Genomic DNA, 19944 nt, shown 5'->3' on the forward strand with positions numbered 1-19944 from the left:
TTCACTCCTTATAAAAATTTAATGAAGACGGAAGCGATGATGATCGAAGCGATCGAGACGGTAGCAAATCCACCGACGAGCATAGGCGGGAGCATCTGTTTCGTCATATATTCTTTTTCTTCTTCGTCTCTTGCAAGTTCTTTGATCACATCCGTTGTTAAAATATAGTCTGCCGGGAACCCGAGCAGTGCTGTCAGAGCTGTCGCAAAGCCCATGTATTTCGAGAATTTCAGCAGCTTCGAGATAATGAGGGAGAAAATATACATCCCAATCGTTCCGAGCACAAGCAACGTAAGGATCTCTGGGATAAATGAAATAAATCCTTTTGGGGTAGACGTATTCAACTGCATAAAGATATATGCTGTCAAACCGTACATCAGCCAGTTGAAAACGCCGGCTTTATGTAATATATTTTTTTCCAAGAAACCGAGTTCGCTGAAAACGATCCCGAATAATAAGCAGAGAATATTGAAATTGATGATATTATGGAGCAGAATGCTGCTGCCGTAAGCGACCAAAACGACCAGGATCATGCGGACTAGAATAAAAGCACTCGTCCGGTAATCCGCCGGCATCCGATCGATCACTTTCGGCCGTTCTTTTTGCGTGCTAACAGTCATTTTCTGACTAGCCGGATTTTCATCACGTTCCTTCTGCAAACGTTTTGCCTCCTTTTTCAACATGTAAGAGGTGATCGGATAGCCGAAAATGCTGTGAAACATGATCATATAGACAGGCAAGGCAGCTAGAGAAGTGAGTCCCAAGCCTTTTAAATTCTCGCTCATCAAAAGGGCAGAAACGATACCGCCTACCATTGCCGGCACAGCAGCAAGCACGGTTGGAAGATCGAAAAGATAGGTGCAGATCGTGAGCGTCAACAGCAAAGTCCCGCAGACCCCAGTCAAAGCGATAATGATCGCACGCCACTGGCTAGCAAGCTCGCGGATGCTCATACTCGTGCCGAGGTGAACGAGCAGCAGTGGGACACACAGGCTGACGAATTCTGTACCAAAACTGGCCTTGGCAACAATATCTTTGGGAAAGATCGTCCAAAATCCAAATAAAAATATCAAAGCAGTGATAAATAATGACGGAATCAATGCCCTTGTAAATGTAGAAAGCCATTCTCCAATAAGAATGGCGGCCATTACTCCTAAAAATGCAAAAAGTGTAATCATAAAAAGCCTCCTTCTAAAGTTGTTATTCCGAGTATAGCAAATTAAAATAACGAAATAAAGGGATTTTTCTGAAAAAAATATAAATTCAGTTAAATAAGGCGGAGGTGAGGAACTCTAATCAAACACGAAAAAATAAGGGAGGCAAGACTTCTATCCTCCCTCACTGAAATAGAAAAAGCGTGGAGCAGAGAATGTTCCACGCTTTCTTTAAAGCATATTGTGTTTAAGTTATACTTCCAATAAATCTGTCTTCAATGCTTGCCATTTCCAATTTTCCACCTCTGGTAGATCTTCGCCATTTTCGCGGATAAAGTGATGATGTTTGCTTAAAACAGCGTCCATTTCAGCGGCGAAAGATGTTGCGATCTCGCCATAAACCGCCTCTGCAGCATCTTTCGCAAGGTGGAAGCGATCCATTTCGCTAAGGACACGCATGTCGAATGGTGTGGTGATATCGCCGTTTTCGCGGTAGCCGTGAATGAACAAGTTATGGTTGTGACGGTTGAAGAAGATGTCGCGAACCATGCCTTCATAGCTGTGGAAGGCGAAAATGATCGGTTTATCGGTTGTAAAATAACGATCGAATTCTTCATCCGTCAAGCCGCGCGGATCAATATCCGGATGGCGTAATTTCAAAATGTCGACAATATTGATAAAGCGGATCTTCAACGAAGGGAAGGCTTCATTTAAAAGTGTGACCGCTGCAAGTGCTTCTAAGTTTGGCTCTGTACCGGCAGAAGCAATGACGACATCTGGCTCTTCGGCTTCGCTTACTGTGGAGGCCCAGTCGATGATTTTCAAGCCGTCCTTCACTAGTATTTCTGCTTCTTCAGCAGAATAGAATTGCGGACGCGGATGTTTAGAAGACACGATCAAGTTGATCAGCTCTTCTGAACGAAAAGCTTCGTTCATGACTGCTAGCAGCGAGTTCGTATCAGCTGGCAGATATTCGCGGATAAATTCCGGCTTTTTCTCTGCTAGATGTGTTAAAACACCTGGATCTTGATGTGTATAGCCATTATGATCTTGTTGGAAAACAGTCGATGTCGCGATCACATTCAGCGATGGGTAACTGTTCCGCCATGTTTGTTCTTTTGCTTTGCGAAGCCATTTGAAATGCTGGGTCAGCATGGAATCGACAACGCGTAGGAAGGATTCATAGCTGGCGAAAAAGCCATGTCTACCAGTGAGGACGTATCCTTCCAAAAAGCCTTCTGCTTGGTGTTCGGAAAGCTGCCCATCGATGATGCGGCCAGCTGGTGCCAACCATTCGTCACGTGGGAATTCTGCTTTGCTCATCCATTGGCGGTTGGTCACTTCAAAGACTTTATTCAAACGGTTTGATTTTGTTTCATCTGGTCCGAAAATACGGAAGTTATCAGGGTTTTCCTTGACGATATCGCGAACGAAACCACCGAGTTCAATCATATCTTGGGTAATGACGTCTTTATTTGCAGTCTCAACAGCATAATCTTTCCAACTAGGTAAGCGCAGTGGTTGCGGATCGATTCCGCCATTCGTGATCGGATTCGTAGCCATGCGGTTTTTTGGTGCAAGGGATTTGATTTCTTCTTTTAACGAGCCTTCTTCTGTGAACAGTTCTTCAGGGCGATAAGACTGCAGCCAGTTTTCCAATGCGTCGACATGATCAAAATGATGCTGATCAACTGGGATCGGAACTTGGTGGGCGCGGAAGCTTCCTTCAATTGGTTCGTTATTCCATTCTTTGGGACCTGTCCAGCCTTTTGGTGTCCGGAAGAGAATCACTGGCCATGTTGGCATTGTTGCTTTATCTGCGGCTTCTTTGCGTGCTTCTGTTTGGATGGCTTTGATTTTCTCGATGGCCTGATCTAGTTTTTCTGCCATAAGCGGGTGAACTTTCGCAGGATCTTCTCCTTCAACGAAAATCGGGTCCCAGCCCAATCCTTGGAAAAAGGAGGTAAGTTCTTTATCCGTTTTGCGGGAGAGGATCGTCGGATTGGAGATTTTTGCTCCGTTTAAATATAAGATCGGAAGGACGGCGCCGTCGTTAACTGGATTGATAAAGGTATTGGAGAACCAGCCTGCGGATAATGGACCCGTTTCCGCTTCGCCATCGCCAATTACTGTAGCAGCGATCACGTCAGGGTTGTCTAAGATCGAGCCAGTAGCATGAGAGAGCGCGTAGCCGAGTTCGCCACCTTCGTGAAGGGAACCAGGTGTTTCAGGAGCAGCATGAGAAGCAATGCCGCCGGGGAAAGAAAATTGTTTATACAATTTTGTCAGACCAACTTCATCTTGTGTGATCGTTGGATAAGTATCCGTATAGCTGCCATCCAGATAAGAATTGGATACCATTACTTGACCGCCGTGACCTGGCCCTTCAATGTAAAACATATTCAGATCATACTTATTGATAACACGATTTAAATGCGCATAAATGAAATTTTGACCGGAGATCGTGCCCCAATGGCCAATTGGATGAACTTTGAGATCTTCTTTTTCAAGTGGTCTACGAAGCAATGGATTTCCTTTCAAATACAATTGTCCGACAGAAATAAAATCTGCTGCCCGCCACCACGCATCAACCTTTGCTAAATAATTTGGAGATGAATAATCAGTCATACCGAATCAGTCCTTTTATATATTTTTTGAGAACCAGCGATGCTCGTTGTGTTTTCGTGAGCAAAAAAGATTGTGATTCTCTGTACAATATTATAATAGAACACTTTGATAGAAATATATATACTTTTTGAGCCCAATTTTTGTGAGTCGAAAGGGTCAGCATCGTACTGGACTTGTTTACTGATATGATCGACTTTGAAACAAAGTACTTGCTTTCCGGACAACCTGTTACTATAATAATAACAAGATAAAAATTAACCAGAGAAGGAGTTTTTTATGATGAAATATGGTATTACAGCAGCAACAGGGAAATTTGGCAGAGCAGCCATTCAAGCATTAAGTCAATTAGTACCAGCGAGTGACATCATTGCTTTAGCGAGAAATACTGAAAAAGCAAAAGCAGTTGTTCCGGAAGGTGTAGAAGTTCGTGCCGGAGATTATACGAAACCGGAAGAATTAACAAAATCATTGGCTGGCATTGATCGTCTTTTATTTATTTCTTCTGTCCCAGGTGGCCCGGTAACACGTGAGGAGCAGCATTTAAATGTAGTTGAATCGGCAAAAGAAGCGAGCGTCAGCTATATTGCATATACAAGTTTTCCTCATCTGGAAGAAGCAACCGCTTTGCTAGCAATCGATCATCGTACCACGGAAGCAGCAATTTTAAAGGCAGGAATCGCACATTCTTTCCTACGAAATAACTGGTATTTAGAAAACGAACTTTCTAACTTAAAAAATGCAGTAGCAGGAAAACCTTTTGTGTATTCTGCTGGTGAAGGCCGAACTGGTTGGGCATTAGAGCGTGAGTACGCAGAAGCTGCTGCTAAAGTACTAGTTCTTGAAGCGCCAAAAGAAGTTTATGAATTTTCCGGGAATGGCCTTACGCATCAAGAACTAGCTGCCAATATTTCAGGAGATTTTGAGGTTGTTTCTCTGGATGACGCTGCCTATAAAAAAGGATTGGAAGACAGCGGCTTAGATGCAGAAACAGCTAACTTCGTAACGCTGATACAAGGCTGGATCCGCCAAGGGGAATTAGATGGGAATGATGCTGAGCTTAAAGCAGTTCTAGGACACGATCTAGTTCCGATCGATAAGGCGATCAAAGAAGTCACAGAAAAATAAACGCAAACAGACGATCAGAAATGAGGCACGGAATTTATGAAGTATTCGCATAAACTAAGTGATGGCATTCATATTCTTGCGTATATGTGTATCTGTAAAGATAGCGATCTCTCAAGCAAGGCAATAGCAGCCAGCATTGAATCCAATCCAAGTCTAGTCCGCCGCATGATGGCGCAATTAGTGAAGGCAGGCTTAATAGAGAGTAGGCCGGGCGCGGTGGCTCCAGTTTTGACAAAACCTGCGGAAGAAATCAGTCTGCTAGAGATCTATCAAGCGATTGAACAAGACCATCGCATCTTGCATGTTGATAAAAATACGAATCCACGGTGCATCGTTGGCGGGAATATCCAGCACACACTCAATGGTATTTATGACCAATTACAGGCCAATGTGGAGCAGGAAATGCGTGAAGTGACTTTACAAACTGTTGTCGATGATATTATGGTGCAGCATCTTCAAAAAAAAGATAATGTTTGATAGATAGTTTCCTTTGAAAAGGAAGGTGTTTTATCAAACTGCAATTCGATTTAAAACAATGCCAGTTTTGAAGGCATTGTTTTTCTTTTTATCCTCTTGACCACCTATTTCCCGCAAGCCTATAATAAGGAGTATACGAAAAAAGTGGTAATCGCATCTAGTTTTTCTTAACTTTCCACGCACAGATACAAAAGAATATTGGAAAGGACGGTATGGATGGTAACTTTAACAGATGTTGCTAAAAAAGCGAATGTGTCGAAAATGACAGTCTCACGAGTAATCAATCATCCTGAACTTGTGACCGATGAATTGAAAAAATTGGTTTTTGATGCTATGCATGAGCTCAATTACCGCCCGAATGCTGCTGCGAAGGCGCTTGCCAACAATCGCACGCAGATCATCAAGTTTTTTATTTTAGAAGAAATGGATACCACGGAGCCTTACTATATGAATCTATTGATGGGTATCGCGCAGGAACTGGATAAACATCAATATTCCATGCAACTGGTGACGAAAAATGCCTTTGATATCGGGGTCTGCGATGGCTATATCATTACCGGGTTTCGTGAAAAGGATCTGGAATGGATCGAGAAACTAGAAGCACCAGTCGTTCTTTTTGGAGAAAACCGCTACGGTATTGATTATATTGATACAAATAATGAAGAGGGGACGCGCATCAGTACCGAGTATGCGCTTGCTCAAAAATATCAACATATCATCTACATCGGAATCGACATCAATGAGGCATTTGAATTTTCGAGAGAAGCCGGTTATGTGAATGCAATGCAGGCCCACGGATTGGTGCCGACGATCCATCGCTTTGATAATCATTCCCGCTATGCAGCGAAATTTATTGAAGATAATTGGGGAATGTGGGAGCAAAACACCTGCTTTGTTTGCAGCTCGGATCGTTTGGCTTTAGGGATCGAACGCGGACTGATCAAAATGGACGGCAACGTACCGGAGCAATTCGGTGTGATCGGTTTTGATGGTGTCTTTTTGGATCAAATCGGCTCACCACAGCTGACAACGATCAAACAACCAATCATGGATATGGGAGCAGCTTGTGTGACGATGCTGCTTAGCAAAATGAATCAAAACAATGCCAGACAAGGTTATAAACGATTTGAACCGCAATTGATCAAACGCGGGAGCACACGTGTAATCGAGTAAACCTATCGCTAAAGGCGGTAGGTTTTTTGTTACCGCTAACAGCTCGAATTATATTGAAAGCGCTTATTTTATTAGGTAATCTAGGTATGTAGCAAAGAGAAGGAGGTCAGCCAAATGGCAGGTAAATGGTGGCAGCAAGCAGTGATCTACCAGATCTATCCGAAAAGTTTCCAAGATTCCAACCATGACGGGATCGGAGACATCCAAGGTATTATCCAGCGGCTCGAGCATATCGCCGATCTAGGGATCAACACGATCTGGCTCAATCCGATCTATACATCACCGCAAGTCGATAATGGCTATGATGTTTCCGACTATACCGCGATCGATCCAGTTTTTGGAACGATGACGGATGTGGAGCAGCTGATCCAAGCAGCCCATGACAGAGGAATTCGCGTTATTTTTGACTTTGTTTTGAACCATACATCGAACCAACACATCTGGTTTCAAAAAGCGCTGGAGGAACCAGCGAGCGATTATCATGATTATTATGTATGGCAGGAAACTCCTGGCGGCGGCAAACCCAATAACTGGGGTTCTTTTTTTGGCGGTTCAGTCTGGGAATATGTGCCCTCTTTAGGAAAATCTTATTTTCATTTGTTTGCAAAAGAAATGCCAGATCTAAATTGGCAAAATCCGCAAGTTCGGGAAGAAATGTTTCAGATCGCTGCATTTTGGGCGGGAAAAGGAGTAGATGGTTTTCGCTTGGATGCGTTTATACATATTGCAAAAGCGGATTTCTCCAAACAGATGTCCGGGGAAGAAACATATCCCATTGCTGAGCCTTATTATGCAAATTTGCCGGCTGTGAAGGTCTACTTGTCAGAATGGATCGGGCGCTTGAAAGCCCATTTTCCGGAGCTGTTCTTTTTAGGAGAAGCGGCCTCAGCGGATGCTACGCTAGCAGAGGAGTACTGCGATCCAGAAGCTGATCTTTGCGATGCTGTAATCAGTTTTCGTTATTTTCCTGAAAAAGAGCCGACTATACGTGCAGATCTGCCTAAACAATTTTTACCGAAGTCACTGGATTGGCAGGCATTTAAAAAGACGATGGCCCAGTGGCAGCAAGCGGATATTTACCCGGTTTTATATTGGAATAATCACGATCTACCGCGGGCGATATCAAGGTTTGGCGATACCGGAAAATGGCGGGAGCGAAGCCAGATGATGCTAGCGGGACTGATGTATCTACAGCGTGGACTCCCACTGCTTTATTACGGTGAAGAAATCGCGATGCAGCAGTTGGTGATGCTGGAGATCACTGCTTTTCAAGAAGAGGCAGCCAGAGATTTTCTGCGGGAAGGACAGGAAAAAGGTTATGACGAGCAGCAACTGTTGGAATGGGCAAGTTTGACCAGCAAAGATGCCAGCCGTGGTGCGATGCAGTGGGAGAATACGGATTATGCCGGTTTTTCAGAGACGGCGCCTTGGTCAGGGGTTAATCAAGAACCTGATTTTACTGCGGCGAGCCAGCAAAACCGAGTTACTGCATTTTATCGGCAACTGCTGAAGTTAAAGCAAACGGAATTATTTATTGCTGGAAACTGGGAAATGATAGATACAGGAGAACTACCATTGTTCGGCTATCGGCGTAAAACCAAAAGACAAGATGCGATCGTGCTGGCAAATCACAGTGCGGAAACAATCGAATATTCGGCGTCTCTTGCTGAAGCATCGATCTTGCTCGCGAATACCGCTGATTTCCAAATAAAACGAGATCATATCATCGTGCCGCCATTCGGCATGATTGTTTTCAAAACGAAAGGAGTAGAAAAATAATGAATACAGCAGCATTTTATCATCGTCCGGAGAGTGAATACGCTTATCTTTATGATCAGGACACGTTGCATATCCGCTTACGGACGGCGAAAGCAGATATCCAAGAGGTATTTGTCCTAAAAGGCGATCCTTATTTACTAAATGAGGAAAAATGGTACGAGCATGAAGTAAAAATGACACAGATTGGTTCCACAGATACACATGATTATTGGCAACTGGAAACGGGTGCGCCATATCGCCGTTTACAATATGCGTTCCATTTGATCGATCACGACGGCGCAGAAGTTTTTTATGGGGATCGTGGGACTTTTCCCTACACAGAGGCAACGTGCCAAACGGCTAATTACTATTTCCGCTTGCCTTATTTTCACGAGATCGATCGGTTTGACGCACCGGAATGGGTGAAGGAAACGGTTTGGTATCAAATTTTCCCTGAGCGGTTTGCAAACGGTGACGTATCAAACGATCCAGAAGGAACCCTACCGTGGGGAAGTAAACTGCCTGACCGCACGGATTCATTCGGCGGCGATCTACAAGGGGTTTACGATCATTTGGACTATTTGGAGGGACTTGGCATCAATGGTATTTATTTCTGCCCGATTTTCAAAGCGAATTCCAATCATAAATACGATACAATCGACTATTACGAGATCGATCCTGACTTTGGCGACAAAGCACTATTCAAGAAATTAGTAGATGAATGTCATCGCCGCGGAATTCGGATCATGTTGGATGCAGTTTTCAATCACATGGGAGATAAATCACCGGAGTGGCAGGATGTTATCGAGAAGGAAGCAGATTCTAAATATCGCGATTGGTTCCATATTCGTGATTTCCCTGTTCGCTATGGTGAAAACGGCAATTTTGAAGGAGCAACGACACTTTCTTTCGACAGCTTTGCGTTTACACCGCACATGCCAAAATTAAATACCGCCAATCCAGAAGTGGAGGCTTATTTATTAGATATTGCGACCTATTGGATCAAAGAATTTGATATTGATGCGTGGCGCCTGGATGTTGCGAATGAAGTCGATCATCATTTTTGGAAGAAATTCTATCAGGCAACAACTGCCGTGAAACCGGACTTTTATATTTTAGGAGAAATCTGGCACTCCTCGCAAAGCTGGCTGCAAGGAGATGAATTCCACGGGGTAATGAACTACGCTTTTACGGAAACCATCGAAGATTTCTTTATCCAAAAAAAAATCAGTGCCTCGAAAATGATCGCTGGCCTGAACGAACAGCTGATGCTTTACCGGCAGCAAACGAACCAAATGATGTTCAATATGCTCGATTCACATGATACGGCCAGATTATTGACGATCTGTGGGGAAAATAAAGACTTAGCGAAAGCAACTTTAGCCTTTACCTTCTTACAAATCGGCGCGCCATGCATTTATTATGGTACAGAAATCGGGATGCTTGGCGAAAATGATCCCGATTGTCGCCGATGCATGATTTGGGAAGAGGATGAGCAAGATAAAACGTTCTTTGCTTTCACAAAAGCATTGATCAAATTGCGTAAAGACAACTATCAGCTGCTTAGCGAAGGGGAATTGGTCTGGCTGGCAACTGATGATGAGAAAAAGCAAATCGCTTTTGCCCGTAAATGGAATGGTGAGGTTTGGACTGCTTACTTTAATTGCGGTGATGTTCCCTATTATGTAGAACATGATGGCGACGTGCTTTTCCATCACCAAGCGGAGCAAGGAGAAGACGGTAGCTGGGCTGTCGGACAGTATGGCTGTATTATTTACCGGGAAACAACTGAAAAATCGTGTTAGCGGTAACATTAAAAAAGCGCTTGCATAACAGTTGTAACAGCGAAATAATAAAATGCGTAAACACTAAAGAGGAGGAAAGAAGATGAAGAAAAGTCAAAGAGTCAAACGTGTGCTTGGCAGCGTATTATTAGCAGGGGCTTTAATCGGGTTATCAGCATGTGGAACGCAAGGCTCAGGGGGAAGTAAGGAAGACAGCAAAGTATTAACGATTTCTGTTGATAAAGGTTATGAAAAGTACGTCAATGCCATCAAAGGTGATTTTGAAAAGAAAAACGACGTCAAGATAAAAGTAGTAAAAAAAGATATGTTCGATCAGCTAGATGCACTTTCTTTAGATGGCCCAGCCGGAAAAGCGCCTGATGTGATGATGGCAGCTTACGACCGGATCGGCTCGCTGGGACAACAAGGGCAATTGGCAGAAGTGAAATTGGGTAACAAAGCGGACTACGATAAAACCGATGAAAAACAAGTAACGGTCAAAGGCAAGATCTACGGTGAGCCGGCTGTTATCGAAACGCTTGTCCTTTATTACAATAAAGAGCTTCTGAAAAAAGCACCAACGACTTTCAAAGAATTGGAATCGTTATCTAAAGATCCTAAATACGACTATAAAAGCGAGTCTGGCAAAAATGTCGGTTTCTTAGCAAAATGGACGGACTTTTACTACAGCTACGGCCTGTTAGCAGGTTATGGCGGTTATGTATTCGGTGATAACGGCACGAATCCAAAGGACATCGGTTTGAACAACAAAGGTTCGATCGAAGGCATCACCTATGCGACGAAGTGGTTCCAAGATGTATGGCCAAAGGGAATGCAAGATTCTACATCTAATGACAATTTCATTACAGACTTATTTACAAAAGGCAAAACAGCGGCGATCATCAACGGACCTTGGGCAGCACAAACTTTCAAAAATGCCAAAATCAATTATGGGGTAACAGAGATCCCAACACTTGTGAACGGAAAGAAATATGAATCATTCGGCGGCGGAAAAGGCTGGGTGGTCAGCAGCTACTCAAAAAACAAACCAGTTGCACAAAAATGGCTGGATTATGTAACAAATACGAAAAATCAGGAAAAATTCTATGACATGACCAACGAAGTACCAGCTAATCAAACCGCAAGAGAAGCAGCAAAATCGAAAAACGATGAATTGACGAAAGCAGTGGTCGACCAATATGCAAATGCACATCCAACTCCAAACATCCCGGAAATGGCTGAAGTATGGACTGGCGCTGAGAACTTGATGTTCGACGCTGGTTCTGGTAAAAAATCACCGGAAAAATCTGCTAATGATGCGGTAAAAGTCATCAAAGATGCTATTCAGCAAAAATACAGTAAATAAAAAAGAATAAATGATCGACAGGGGGCTAACACAGTCTCTGTCGACCTATTTTAGGAATGAGGAGCGACAAGTAATGGGGGAACATAAAAAGTCTATAAAAAAAGCAATGCTGCTGTCGATCATACCTGGACTTGGACAATTTTATAACCAGCAAAAGCTAAAAGGGATCTTGTTCCTTGCAGTTTTCTTAGCTTTCGTAGTTGAAATGGCAGTACGGGGAATTAGTTCGCTACAAGGATTGATCACGCTTGGTGTAACACCGGTGATCGATAATTCCATGTTCCTGATGATCGAAGGGACATTGCAGCTGCTGATCACCATTATTTTTATTGGTTTTTACTTCATAAATATCCGTGATGCGAAAATCGTCGCCTTGCACTGGAATCAAGGCAGAGAAATCAATCAAAGTGCCAAAGCGATCTTACGCAATGTGCTGGACGGTGGCTTTCCATATCTGCTGACGCTCCCAGCCTACGTATTGATGATCTTTATCATTGTTTTTCCAGTTTTAGTGACCGTGTTTATTGCCTTCACAAACTATGATTTCTACCACATCCCGCCGGCTGGATTGATCGACTGGGTAGGGGTGAAAAACTTTTTCAATATTTTCTTTTTGAGCTCTTATCGGGCAACTTTTTCATCCGTATTTATTTGGACGGTGATCTGGACACTTTGCGCAACAACACTGCAGATCATTTTGGGGATCGCGACAGCAGTTATTGCCAATCAATCATTTATCAAAGGGAAACGGTTCTTCGGTGTTATTTTCCTTTTGCCATGGGCAGTTCCAGCATTTATCAGTATCCTAAGCTTTTCCAATATCTTCAATGACAGTGCCGGTGCGATCAATACGCAAGTCATCCCGCTTCTGAACCATCTCCCATTTGTAGATATCCCAAGTATCGCTTGGAAAACCGATCCATTTTGGACGAAAACTGCAATTATCATGATTCAAGGCTGGTTAGGGTTCCCCTATATTTATGTAATGGTTACTGGGATCTTGCAGTCGATCCCGCATGAACTTTATGAAGCAGCGAAAATCGATGGTGCAAATGCTTGGAATCGGTTCCGGAAAATCACTTTTCCAATGGTGATGTTCGTGGCAGCACCAATCTTTATTACGCAATATACTGGTAACTTCAATAACTTTTCGATGATCTATCTATTTAATAAGGGCGGTCCGGGAAGTGTTGGCGGCGGTGCCGGTTCAACGGATATCCTGATCTCATGGATCTTCAAACTGACAACAGGAAGCTCGCCGCAATATTCGGTGGCTGCTGCGGTAACGTTATTGATCTCGATCATCGTTATTGCGATATCGCTACTTATTTTCCGAAAATCAAACGCATTTAAGGTGGGGGATTAAACAATGAAAAAAATGAGTTCTGTCAAACACAGTAAGTTTTGGACACGATTCTTTACTTATTTTTATATGATCGTCTTATCGATCGTGATTCTATACCCCATTTTAATCACGATCAATTCGGCGTTTAAAGTAGGGAACGTTACAGCATTCGCACTTGACTTTTCCAGCAAATGGACCCTTTCCAATTTTGGTCGTTTGTTCCAAGAGACCCTTTATGGCAAATGGTACTTCAATACATTGGTCATTGCGATCTTTACGATGGTCATCCAAGTGGGAGTCATTACGCTGGCAGGATATACATTCAGCCGCTATCGCTTTGTCGGGCGCAAAAAAAGCCTGCTGTTTTTCTTAGTGATCCAAATGGTGCCAACAATGGCAGCACTTACAGCTTTTTATGTCATGGCACTTTTATTGAACGCATTAGATCACTTCTGGTTCTTGACTGCGATCTACATCGGCGGGGGAATTCCGATGAATACCTGGCTGATGAAAGGCTACTTTGATACAGTGCCGATCGATCTTGATGAATCTGCAAAACTAGACGGTGCAGGTCATTTCCGGATCTTCTACCAAATCGTCTTGCCATTAGTACGACCGATGATCGCAGTACAGGCGCTCTGGGCATTTATGGGTCCATTTGGTGATTATATGCTGGCGAAATTCCTGCTGCGTTCCGAAACACGTTATACCGTGGCTGTTGGGCTGCAGACTTTTATCAGTGATGCGAAAAATCCGCAAGTGGTACTTTTTTCGGCAGGCGCAATCTTGATCGCCGTACCGATCTCGATTTTATTCTTCCTGCTGCAAAAACATTTTGTATCAGGACTGATCGCCGGCGGGACGAAGGGTTAAGACAAGAGAGGAGCAAGCAGAATGAAACGAACCGATCCATATTTATTTCGCTATCTGGGCACGACTTTTTCGTCGCGCCGGATATTTGAAAACAGACAGGGTGCCAACTTTTTTCAAATTATCCTGACAATACTGGCTTGCACAGCGCTGCTTGCCATGCCGCTCGCTCTGACCATTGCGAAACAAAACGTCTCGCTAAAAACCTATATGCCAAATTGGGTGCAGGAAGCGAAGGCGCAAAAAGAAATCTCTCTAACAGCGTCACACCGCAGCAATTCCTTTTTCTTCACACCAACTGGCAAAGCAGGAAAAACATACAATGGTGAAAATCAGTTGGTAATGCTGCCGAATGACCGCGTATTTTTGAAAGATAAGAACGGCTACTCGCTGACACTCCAACTGCCACATAAGCAACCGACAACTTTTCAAGCACTTGTAAAAAGTGCAATGTCCAGCTGGGAGAAACAATATAAACCACTTTTAACGGGAGGAAAGATCCTGCTTACAAACGGTATGTTATTGATCAGTAATGTTTTCATTTTATTGTTGGGAGCCTTGATCCTTTTTGCAACGAGAAAAACCGGCTTCACGACGATTCACTCTTTTCGAGAGTCCATCCAACTGATGCTAAATGCGCTAGGAAGTGCTAGTTTGATCGGCATGATAATCGGATTTCTAACGGGAGATATCGCCCTTGTACTACTGATCCAATCGGGAGCATGGATGATTCTATTATTACTGAGCTTTCTGCAGACCCGATTCAATGATAATGAGGCATCGAAAAATTTAAAGAAACAGAAAAAAGGAGCGTTTACTCATGATAAAGCGACTGTTTGAAGTCCATCCATGGAAAATCCGTACGCACCTTTTAGACCAGAAAAACAAGCGATTGCAAGAGAGCTTGACGTCAATCGGTAACGGCTATATGGGAATGCGCGGAAATTTTGAAGAACAATATTCGGGAGATACCCACCAGGGAACTTATATTGCTGGTGTTTGGTATCCGGATAAAACAAGAGTCGGCTGGTGGAAAAACGGCTACCCGGATTATTTCGGGAAAGTGATCAATGCCACCAATTTTATCGGCGTCGATATCTACGTCAATGACCGGATGATCGATTTGGCAAAAATAGAAACGGAAGCATTCGAACTCGAACTAGATATGAGCAATGGAGTGTTGACCCGCCGCTTTACGATAACGCAGAAACAAGCAAAAGTACGTTTTACATTTAAACGGTTCGTCAGCATCGTGGATCGGGAACTCGCGATCGTTCATGTAGAGACCGAAGTGCTGGAAGGCATTGCTGCGATTCAATTAGTACCGAAGATCGATGGCAATGTGACCAATGAAGACAGCAATTACGATGAAATGTTCTGGGAAGAACGCCATCGCTTTTCCGGTCAACAAAGCGGTCTTACAGTCAGAACGATCCCAAATGATTTCTCGATCCCGCAGTTCAGCGTGACCACAGTAATGGAAAATCAAGCGACACAAGTGGAGGAACTACTCCGCGGGGAGAGCACTTTATTAGTAGAGGAAGAAATCGCTTTTTCTTTGGAAGCTGGTGAAACAGCGGAACTGACGAAATATGTTGCCGTGGTAACGAGCCGTGATATCCCGGAAGAAGCGCAGACCGAAAAAGCAGTCCAACTGCTGCGCGCTTTTACTGAGATGGATTTCGAAACACATTTGGAAAGACAAACAACGGCTTGGCGGGAACGCTGGGAACAAGCAGATGTCGTGATCGACGGCGATGAAGAAGCACAGCAAGGGATCCGCTTTAATATTTTTCAACTGTTTTCGACTTATTATGGTGAAGACGACCGCTTGAATGTCGGTCCTAAAGGTTTTACAGGCGAGAAATATGGCGGCGCAACTTATTGGGATACAGAAGCCTACATTATTCCCATGTACTTAGCGTTGACGGATGAAGCCGTTACCGAAAAACTACTTCAATATCGTTATAAACAGCTTCCTGAAGCGTTTCACAATGCCGGTAAGCAAGGCCTCCAAGGAGCTCTTTACCCAATGGTGACTTTTACCGGTGTAGAGTGCCATAACGAGTGGGAGATCACTTTTGAAGAAATTCACCGCAACGGCTCGATTGCTTATGCGATCTATAATTATACGAACTACACAGGCAATGAGCAGTATTTGCTGGAAAAAGGGGTAGATGTGTTAGTAGGGATTGCCCGCTTCTGGGCAGACCGCGTTCATTATTCCGCAACTAAAAAACAATATATGATCCATGGCGTAACCGGACCGAATGAATATGAAAATAACGTCAATAACAATTGGTACACAAACTTGATCGCCCAATGGGAACTTCGTTATACGTTGGAAACATTGACCAAAGTAAGTAAAGCGAAACAAGTGGAATTAGAAGTTTCCGATGAAGAAAAAAACAAATGGGCAGAAATCGCGACGCATATGTACTTGCCATTCGATGATAAACGGCAGATCTTCGTCCAACACGATACTTTTTTAGACAAAGATCTAACGCCAGTAGCTGATTTAGATAAACACGAACTACCGCTAAACCAGAACTGGTCTTGGGACAAGATCCTCCGCTCATGCTATATCAAGCAGGCAGACGTTTTACAAGGATTATATTATTTCAATGATCAATACAGCTTGGCGGAAAAACGTCGAAATTTCGATTTTTACGAGCCGCTGACAGTCCATGAATCTTCGCTTTCGCCTTCCATCCATGCCATCTTGGCTGCAGAGATCGGTGAGAAAGAAAAAGCGGTGGAACTTTATAGCAGAACAGCACGTCTTGATTTGGACAATTATAATAATGATACGGAAGATGGACTGCATATCACTTCCATGAGCGGAAGCTGGCTGGCGATCGCCCAAGGATTTGCGGGAATGCGGACAGCAAACGGTAAACTTAGCTTTGCACCGTTCAGCCCAGAAAATTGGAAGTCGTACCGCTTCAAAATGAATTACCGTGGAAGACTGCTGGAAATCGCCATAGATGCAGAAAACATAGCAATTCGTTTATTGAAAGGATCAGCAATCGAGCTACTTGTTTACGGGGAAAACTATACCGTTACAGATACTCTGATATTAGCCGTTCAAGAAAGACAGAAAAGCGAGGTATAAAATGAATAAAAAATGGTGGCAGGAAACAGTCATTTATCAAATTTACCCACGCAGTTTTTATGATAGTAACCAAGATGGTGTGGGAGATCTGCAAGGAATCATTCGGAAACTGCCGTACTTGGAGAAATTGGGGATCGGAGCAATCTGGCTTAGTCCAGTTTGTGCTTCTCCCAATGACGACAACGGCTACGATATCAGCGATTACCAAGCGATCGCACCGGAATACGGCACCATGGCAGATATGGACGCATTGATCGCCGAAGCAAAGCAGCACGGCATCGCGATTATCATGGATCTCGTCGTCAATCATACCTCCGATGAACATCCTTGGTTCCAGGAAGCCAAAAAAAGTAAAGATAATCCTTACCGCGATTATTATATCTGGCGCCCTAATCACGGCAAATTACCAAACGGACTGCGTTCGACATTCAGCGGATCCGCTTGGGAATTAGACGAAACGACCAACGAGTATTATCTGCACCTTTTTAGTAAAAAACAACCGGACCTTAATTGGGAAAATCCAAAAGTACGCGAAGAGATCTACCGGATGATGAATTTTTGGCTGGAAAAAGGGATCGGCGGTTTCCGCATGGATGTGATCGATTTGATCGGGAAACAGCCCGACAAGGAAATCACTGCCAACGGTCCTCTGTTGCACACGTATTTACAAGAAATGAACCGCGAGACATTCGGCAAATATAATGTGCTGACAGTTGGTGAAACATGGGGCGTTACTCCAAGCGGGGCTTTGCTTTATACGAATCCGGATCGTGAAGAGTTGTCGATGGTCTTTCAATTTGAACACGCTGCCCTGGATGAGCAACCCGATAAACAGAAGTGGGACTTGCAAGAATGGGACTTTCTCAAATTAAAACAAATCTTCAGCAAATGGCAGACCAAACTAGACGAACGCGGCTGGAACAGTTTGTTTTGGAATAATCACGATCTCCCGCGCGTCGTTTCCAGACTTGGCAACGATTCAGAAAAATACCGCGAAGTCAGTGCAAAAATGCTGGCAACGATTTTGCATTTACAAAAAGGCACCCCTTATATCTACCAAGGAGAAGAAATCGGCCTGACGAATACGGCCATAAATGCGATCGAAGAAGCCGATGACATCGAATCTCACAACATGTACCGTGAGCGCTTGGCGGCAGGATATACAGAAGCAGAGATTCTCCACGCTATCAACGCTAAGGGCCGAGACAATGCCCGCCGGCCGATTCCGTGGAATGACAGCAAAAACGGCGGTTTCACAGACGGTTCACCATGGCTAGCACTTAATCCGCGTTATGATGTCATCAATGTGGAAAATGCCCTGCAAGATCTGAATTCCCTCTTTTATCATTATCAAAAACTGGTCCAACTGCGCAAAGAAAATGAATTGATCGTCTGGGGAAGCTATCAAGAACTCCTGCCAGAACATCCCGCGATCTATGCCTATTTGCGTACTAACAAGCAGGAAACGTGGCTAATACTGGCTAATTTTTATGAAGCCGAAACGACCGCCGAGTTGGCCGGATACACTGCGGAAAAGATCATTTTGAGCAACTATCCGGATAGCAAAATCTCTTTACATGAAGTAACACTGCGTCCTTATGAAGCAGTCGTTTATAAATTGAAATAAAGGAGCAGAAGCCTGTGGGAAAGCAAATTTATCAAGGTGCTATTTTTGACTTAGATGGCGTATTAGTAGATACTGCCAAATATCATTTCTTGGCGTGGCAGGCGCTCGCCGAAGAGTTGGAGATCCCCTTTTCCGAGCATGACAACGAGCGGCTGAAAGGTGTTTCACGAATGGCTTCGCTGGAAATCCTGCTTTCGCTGGGAAACAATCCGACATACTCCGCGTCCGAAAAAGAAGCCTTTGCAGCTCTGAAAAATGAACGTTATGTCGCGTATATTTCCGAAATGGATGCTTCAGAGATCTTGACTGGGGTGAAGCCGACATTAGAAAACTTGCGAGAGCAAGGAATCAGAATAGCATTGGGGTCAGCAAGCAAAAATGCACCATTGATCTTGGAGCGAACTGGCTTGCTGCGCTATTTCGATGAACTAGTCGACGGGAATGATGTAGCGAAAGCGAAACCCGACCCGGAGGTGTTTCTGCGTGGAGCCGAAAAAATGGGACTGCCGCCGGAAACGTGTGTCGTCTTTGAAGATTCCGAAGCAGGATGCAGCGCCGCCAAAGCAGCAGGAATGTATGCAGTCGGTATTGGCAAGGCAGCAAACCTGCCGTCTGCAGATGAACATTTAGCTTCTTTGGAGGCTTTTAGTTGGAAGGAAATATAAAAAAGTCACTGCCTGATTCCCCAGGCAGTGACTTTTTCGTTTCACATAAAAACCAAGTCCTAAATAATTTCCAGAAACTATTTTTTGAAAGTCATTTCTATAGTAAGATAGAGAGTGGAGAAGATGGAAAAAAGGAGTACGATAAATGACTTATGTAGAGATGAAAGAAGTATCAAAATTTTATCAAATGGGCGAAAATACAGTTACTGCCAATGATAAGATTACATTTCAGATCCACGAAGGCGAGTTTGTTGTCATTGTAGGTCCCTCGGGAGCAGGGAAATCCACAGTGCTGAATATTCTTGGTGGAATGGATACATGTGATGCGGGAGAAGTAAAAGTAGATGGTTCAGATATCGCAGCATTAAGTGCGCGTAATCTAACCAGTTATCGGCGCAATGATGTCGGTTTTGTCTTTCAATTTTATAATTTAGTCCCGAATTTGACAGCAAAAGAAAATGTAGAATTAGCGGCACAGATATCGCCGAATGCACTTGATGCGGAAGAAGTGCTGCGAAGTGTTGGCCTGGGGCATCGGCTGGATAACTTTCCAGCACAATTATCGGGCGGTGAACAGCAGCGGGTAGCGATTGCCCGCGCTTTGGCGAAATCCCCCAAATTACTGTTGTGTGATGAGCCTACTGGCGCGCTGGATTACGAAACGGGAAAAGCAATCTTGAAATTGCTTCAAGATACCTGCCGGAAGACCGGAACGACCGTTATCGTGATCACTCATAATACAGCGATCAAGCCGATTGCCGATCGGATCATTGAGATCAATGATGCCAAAGTACGGAAAATACGCGAAAATGAGTCCCCTGTTTCAATCGACGAAATAGAGTGGTAGAAGGGAGAAA

Annotated in this window: 15 protein-coding genes; 13 read left to right on the plus strand and 2 right to left on the minus strand. The window is 43.9% G+C overall.

Annotated features, from left to right (window positions below; all coding sequences use genetic code 11):
* Positions 1-8: 8 nt before the first annotated feature.
* Together HMPREF0556_RS08175 and HMPREF0556_RS08180 are read right to left on the minus strand one after the other, a co-directional pair.
* Positions 9-1178 (minus strand): hypothetical protein, encoded by a 1170-nt coding sequence (locus tag HMPREF0556_RS08175; RefSeq protein WP_003757500.1) that lies wholly within the window; start codon positions 1176-1178, stop codon positions 9-11.
* Positions 1179-1406: 228 nt separating this feature from the next.
* Positions 1407-3782, minus strand: coding sequence for a phosphoketolase family protein (locus tag HMPREF0556_RS08180; RefSeq protein WP_003757501.1), 2376 nt, complete (start codon positions 3780-3782; stop codon positions 1407-1409).
* A 279-nt stretch (positions 3783-4061) separates the two neighbouring features.
* Here HMPREF0556_RS08180 and HMPREF0556_RS08185 point away from each other — a divergent pair, with 279 nt between their 5' ends.
* The 13 genes from HMPREF0556_RS08185 (at position 4062) to HMPREF0556_RS08245 (ending at position 19934) form a co-directional block, all read left to right on the plus strand.
* Positions 4062-4907 (plus strand): NAD(P)H-binding protein, encoded by an 846-nt coding sequence (locus HMPREF0556_RS08185; RefSeq protein WP_040486672.1) that lies wholly within the window; start codon positions 4062-4064, stop codon positions 4905-4907.
* Between the two features lie 36 nt (positions 4908-4943).
* The gene (locus HMPREF0556_RS08190) at positions 4944-5384 is read left to right on the plus strand and encodes an Rrf2 family transcriptional regulator (RefSeq protein ID WP_003757506.1); all 441 of its coding nucleotides are present in this window, start codon (positions 4944-4946) and stop codon (positions 5382-5384) included.
* Between the two features lie 216 nt (positions 5385-5600).
* Positions 5601-6557, plus strand: coding sequence for a LacI family DNA-binding transcriptional regulator (locus HMPREF0556_RS08195; RefSeq protein ID WP_003757507.1), 957 nt, complete (start codon positions 5601-5603; stop codon positions 6555-6557).
* Between the two features lie 114 nt (positions 6558-6671).
* Positions 6672-8336: an alpha-glucosidase gene (locus tag HMPREF0556_RS08200; RefSeq protein ID WP_003757510.1), complete on the plus strand. Its 1665-nt coding sequence runs from the start codon at positions 6672-6674 to the stop codon at positions 8334-8336.
* On the plus strand, positions 8336-10120 hold the full coding sequence (locus HMPREF0556_RS08205) for a glycoside hydrolase family 13 protein (RefSeq protein ID WP_003757512.1): 1785 nt from the start codon (positions 8336-8338) through the stop codon (positions 10118-10120). The genes HMPREF0556_RS08200 and HMPREF0556_RS08205 overlap by 1 nt, the downstream gene beginning before the upstream one ends.
* A gap of 82 nt (positions 10121-10202) precedes the next feature.
* On the plus strand, positions 10203-11465 hold the full coding sequence (locus tag HMPREF0556_RS08210) for an extracellular solute-binding protein (RefSeq protein ID WP_003757514.1): 1263 nt from the start codon (positions 10203-10205) through the stop codon (positions 11463-11465).
* Positions 11466-11538: 73 nt separating this feature from the next.
* On the plus strand, positions 11539-12831 hold the full coding sequence (locus HMPREF0556_RS08215) for a carbohydrate ABC transporter permease (protein ID WP_040486673.1): 1293 nt from the start codon (positions 11539-11541) through the stop codon (positions 12829-12831).
* 3 nt (positions 12832-12834) lie between these two features.
* Positions 12835-13683: a sugar ABC transporter permease gene (locus HMPREF0556_RS08220; protein WP_003757519.1), complete on the plus strand. Its 849-nt coding sequence runs from the start codon at positions 12835-12837 to the stop codon at positions 13681-13683.
* 21 nt (positions 13684-13704) lie between these two features.
* Entirely contained in the window at positions 13705-14520 is an 816-nt protein-coding gene (locus HMPREF0556_RS08225; RefSeq protein WP_003757521.1) for a hypothetical protein, read from the plus strand.
* Entirely contained in the window at positions 14501-16795 is a 2295-nt protein-coding gene (locus HMPREF0556_RS08230) for a glycoside hydrolase family 65 protein (protein ID WP_003757522.1), read from the plus strand. Before HMPREF0556_RS08225 ends, HMPREF0556_RS08230 begins: the two co-directional genes overlap by 20 nt.
* A gap of 1 nt (position 16796) precedes the next feature.
* The gene (locus HMPREF0556_RS08235; protein WP_003757525.1) at positions 16797-18422 is read left to right on the plus strand and encodes a glycoside hydrolase family 13 protein; all 1626 of its coding nucleotides are present in this window, start codon (positions 16797-16799) and stop codon (positions 18420-18422) included.
* Positions 18423-18436: 14 nt separating this feature from the next.
* Positions 18437-19087, plus strand: coding sequence for a beta-phosphoglucomutase (gene pgmB, locus HMPREF0556_RS08240; protein ID WP_003757526.1), 651 nt, complete (start codon positions 18437-18439; stop codon positions 19085-19087).
* A gap of 145 nt (positions 19088-19232) precedes the next feature.
* Positions 19233-19934, plus strand: a complete 702-nt coding sequence (locus tag HMPREF0556_RS08245) for an ABC transporter ATP-binding protein (protein WP_003757530.1) — start codon at positions 19233-19235, stop codon at positions 19932-19934.
* The last annotated feature ends 10 nt before the right edge of the window (positions 19935-19944 follow it).

The sequence above is a fragment of the Listeria grayi DSM 20601 genome (genome assembly GCF_000148995.1).
Classification (GTDB): domain Bacteria; phylum Bacillota; class Bacilli; order Lactobacillales; family Listeriaceae; genus Listeria; species Listeria grayi.

Coding starts and splice junctions, on each gene's coding strand:
- HMPREF0556_RS08210 (WP_003757514.1), top strand. CDS start 10,203: ATGAAGAAAAGTCAAAGAGTCAAACGTGTGCTTGGCAGCGTATTATTA.
- HMPREF0556_RS08175 (WP_003757500.1), bottom strand. CDS start 1,178: ATGATTACACTTTTTGCATTTTTAGGAGTAATGGCCGCCATTCTTATT.
- HMPREF0556_RS08190 (WP_003757506.1), top strand. CDS start 4,944: ATGAAGTATTCGCATAAACTAAGTGATGGCATTCATATTCTTGCGTAT.
- HMPREF0556_RS08180 (WP_003757501.1), bottom strand. CDS start 3,782: ATGACTGATTATTCATCTCCAAATTATTTAGCAAAGGTTGATGCGTGG.
- HMPREF0556_RS08185 (WP_040486672.1), top strand. CDS start 4,062: ATGAAATATGGTATTACAGCAGCAACAGGGAAATTTGGCAGAGCAGCC.
- HMPREF0556_RS08205 (WP_003757512.1), top strand. CDS start 8,336: ATGAATACAGCAGCATTTTATCATCGTCCGGAGAGTGAATACGCTTAT.
- HMPREF0556_RS08235 (WP_003757525.1), top strand. CDS start 16,797: ATGAATAAAAAATGGTGGCAGGAAACAGTCATTTATCAAATTTACCCA.
- HMPREF0556_RS08195 (WP_003757507.1), top strand. CDS start 5,601: ATGGTAACTTTAACAGATGTTGCTAAAAAAGCGAATGTGTCGAAAATG.
- HMPREF0556_RS08220 (WP_003757519.1), top strand. CDS start 12,835: ATGAAAAAAATGAGTTCTGTCAAACACAGTAAGTTTTGGACACGATTC.
- HMPREF0556_RS08230 (WP_003757522.1), top strand. CDS start 14,501: ATGATAAAGCGACTGTTTGAAGTCCATCCATGGAAAATCCGTACGCAC.
- HMPREF0556_RS08215 (WP_040486673.1), top strand. CDS start 11,539: ATGGGGGAACATAAAAAGTCTATAAAAAAAGCAATGCTGCTGTCGATC.
- HMPREF0556_RS08200 (WP_003757510.1), top strand. CDS start 6,672: ATGGCAGGTAAATGGTGGCAGCAAGCAGTGATCTACCAGATCTATCCG.
- HMPREF0556_RS08225 (WP_003757521.1), top strand. CDS start 13,705: ATGAAACGAACCGATCCATATTTATTTCGCTATCTGGGCACGACTTTT.
- HMPREF0556_RS08245 (WP_003757530.1), top strand. CDS start 19,233: ATGACTTATGTAGAGATGAAAGAAGTATCAAAATTTTATCAAATGGGC.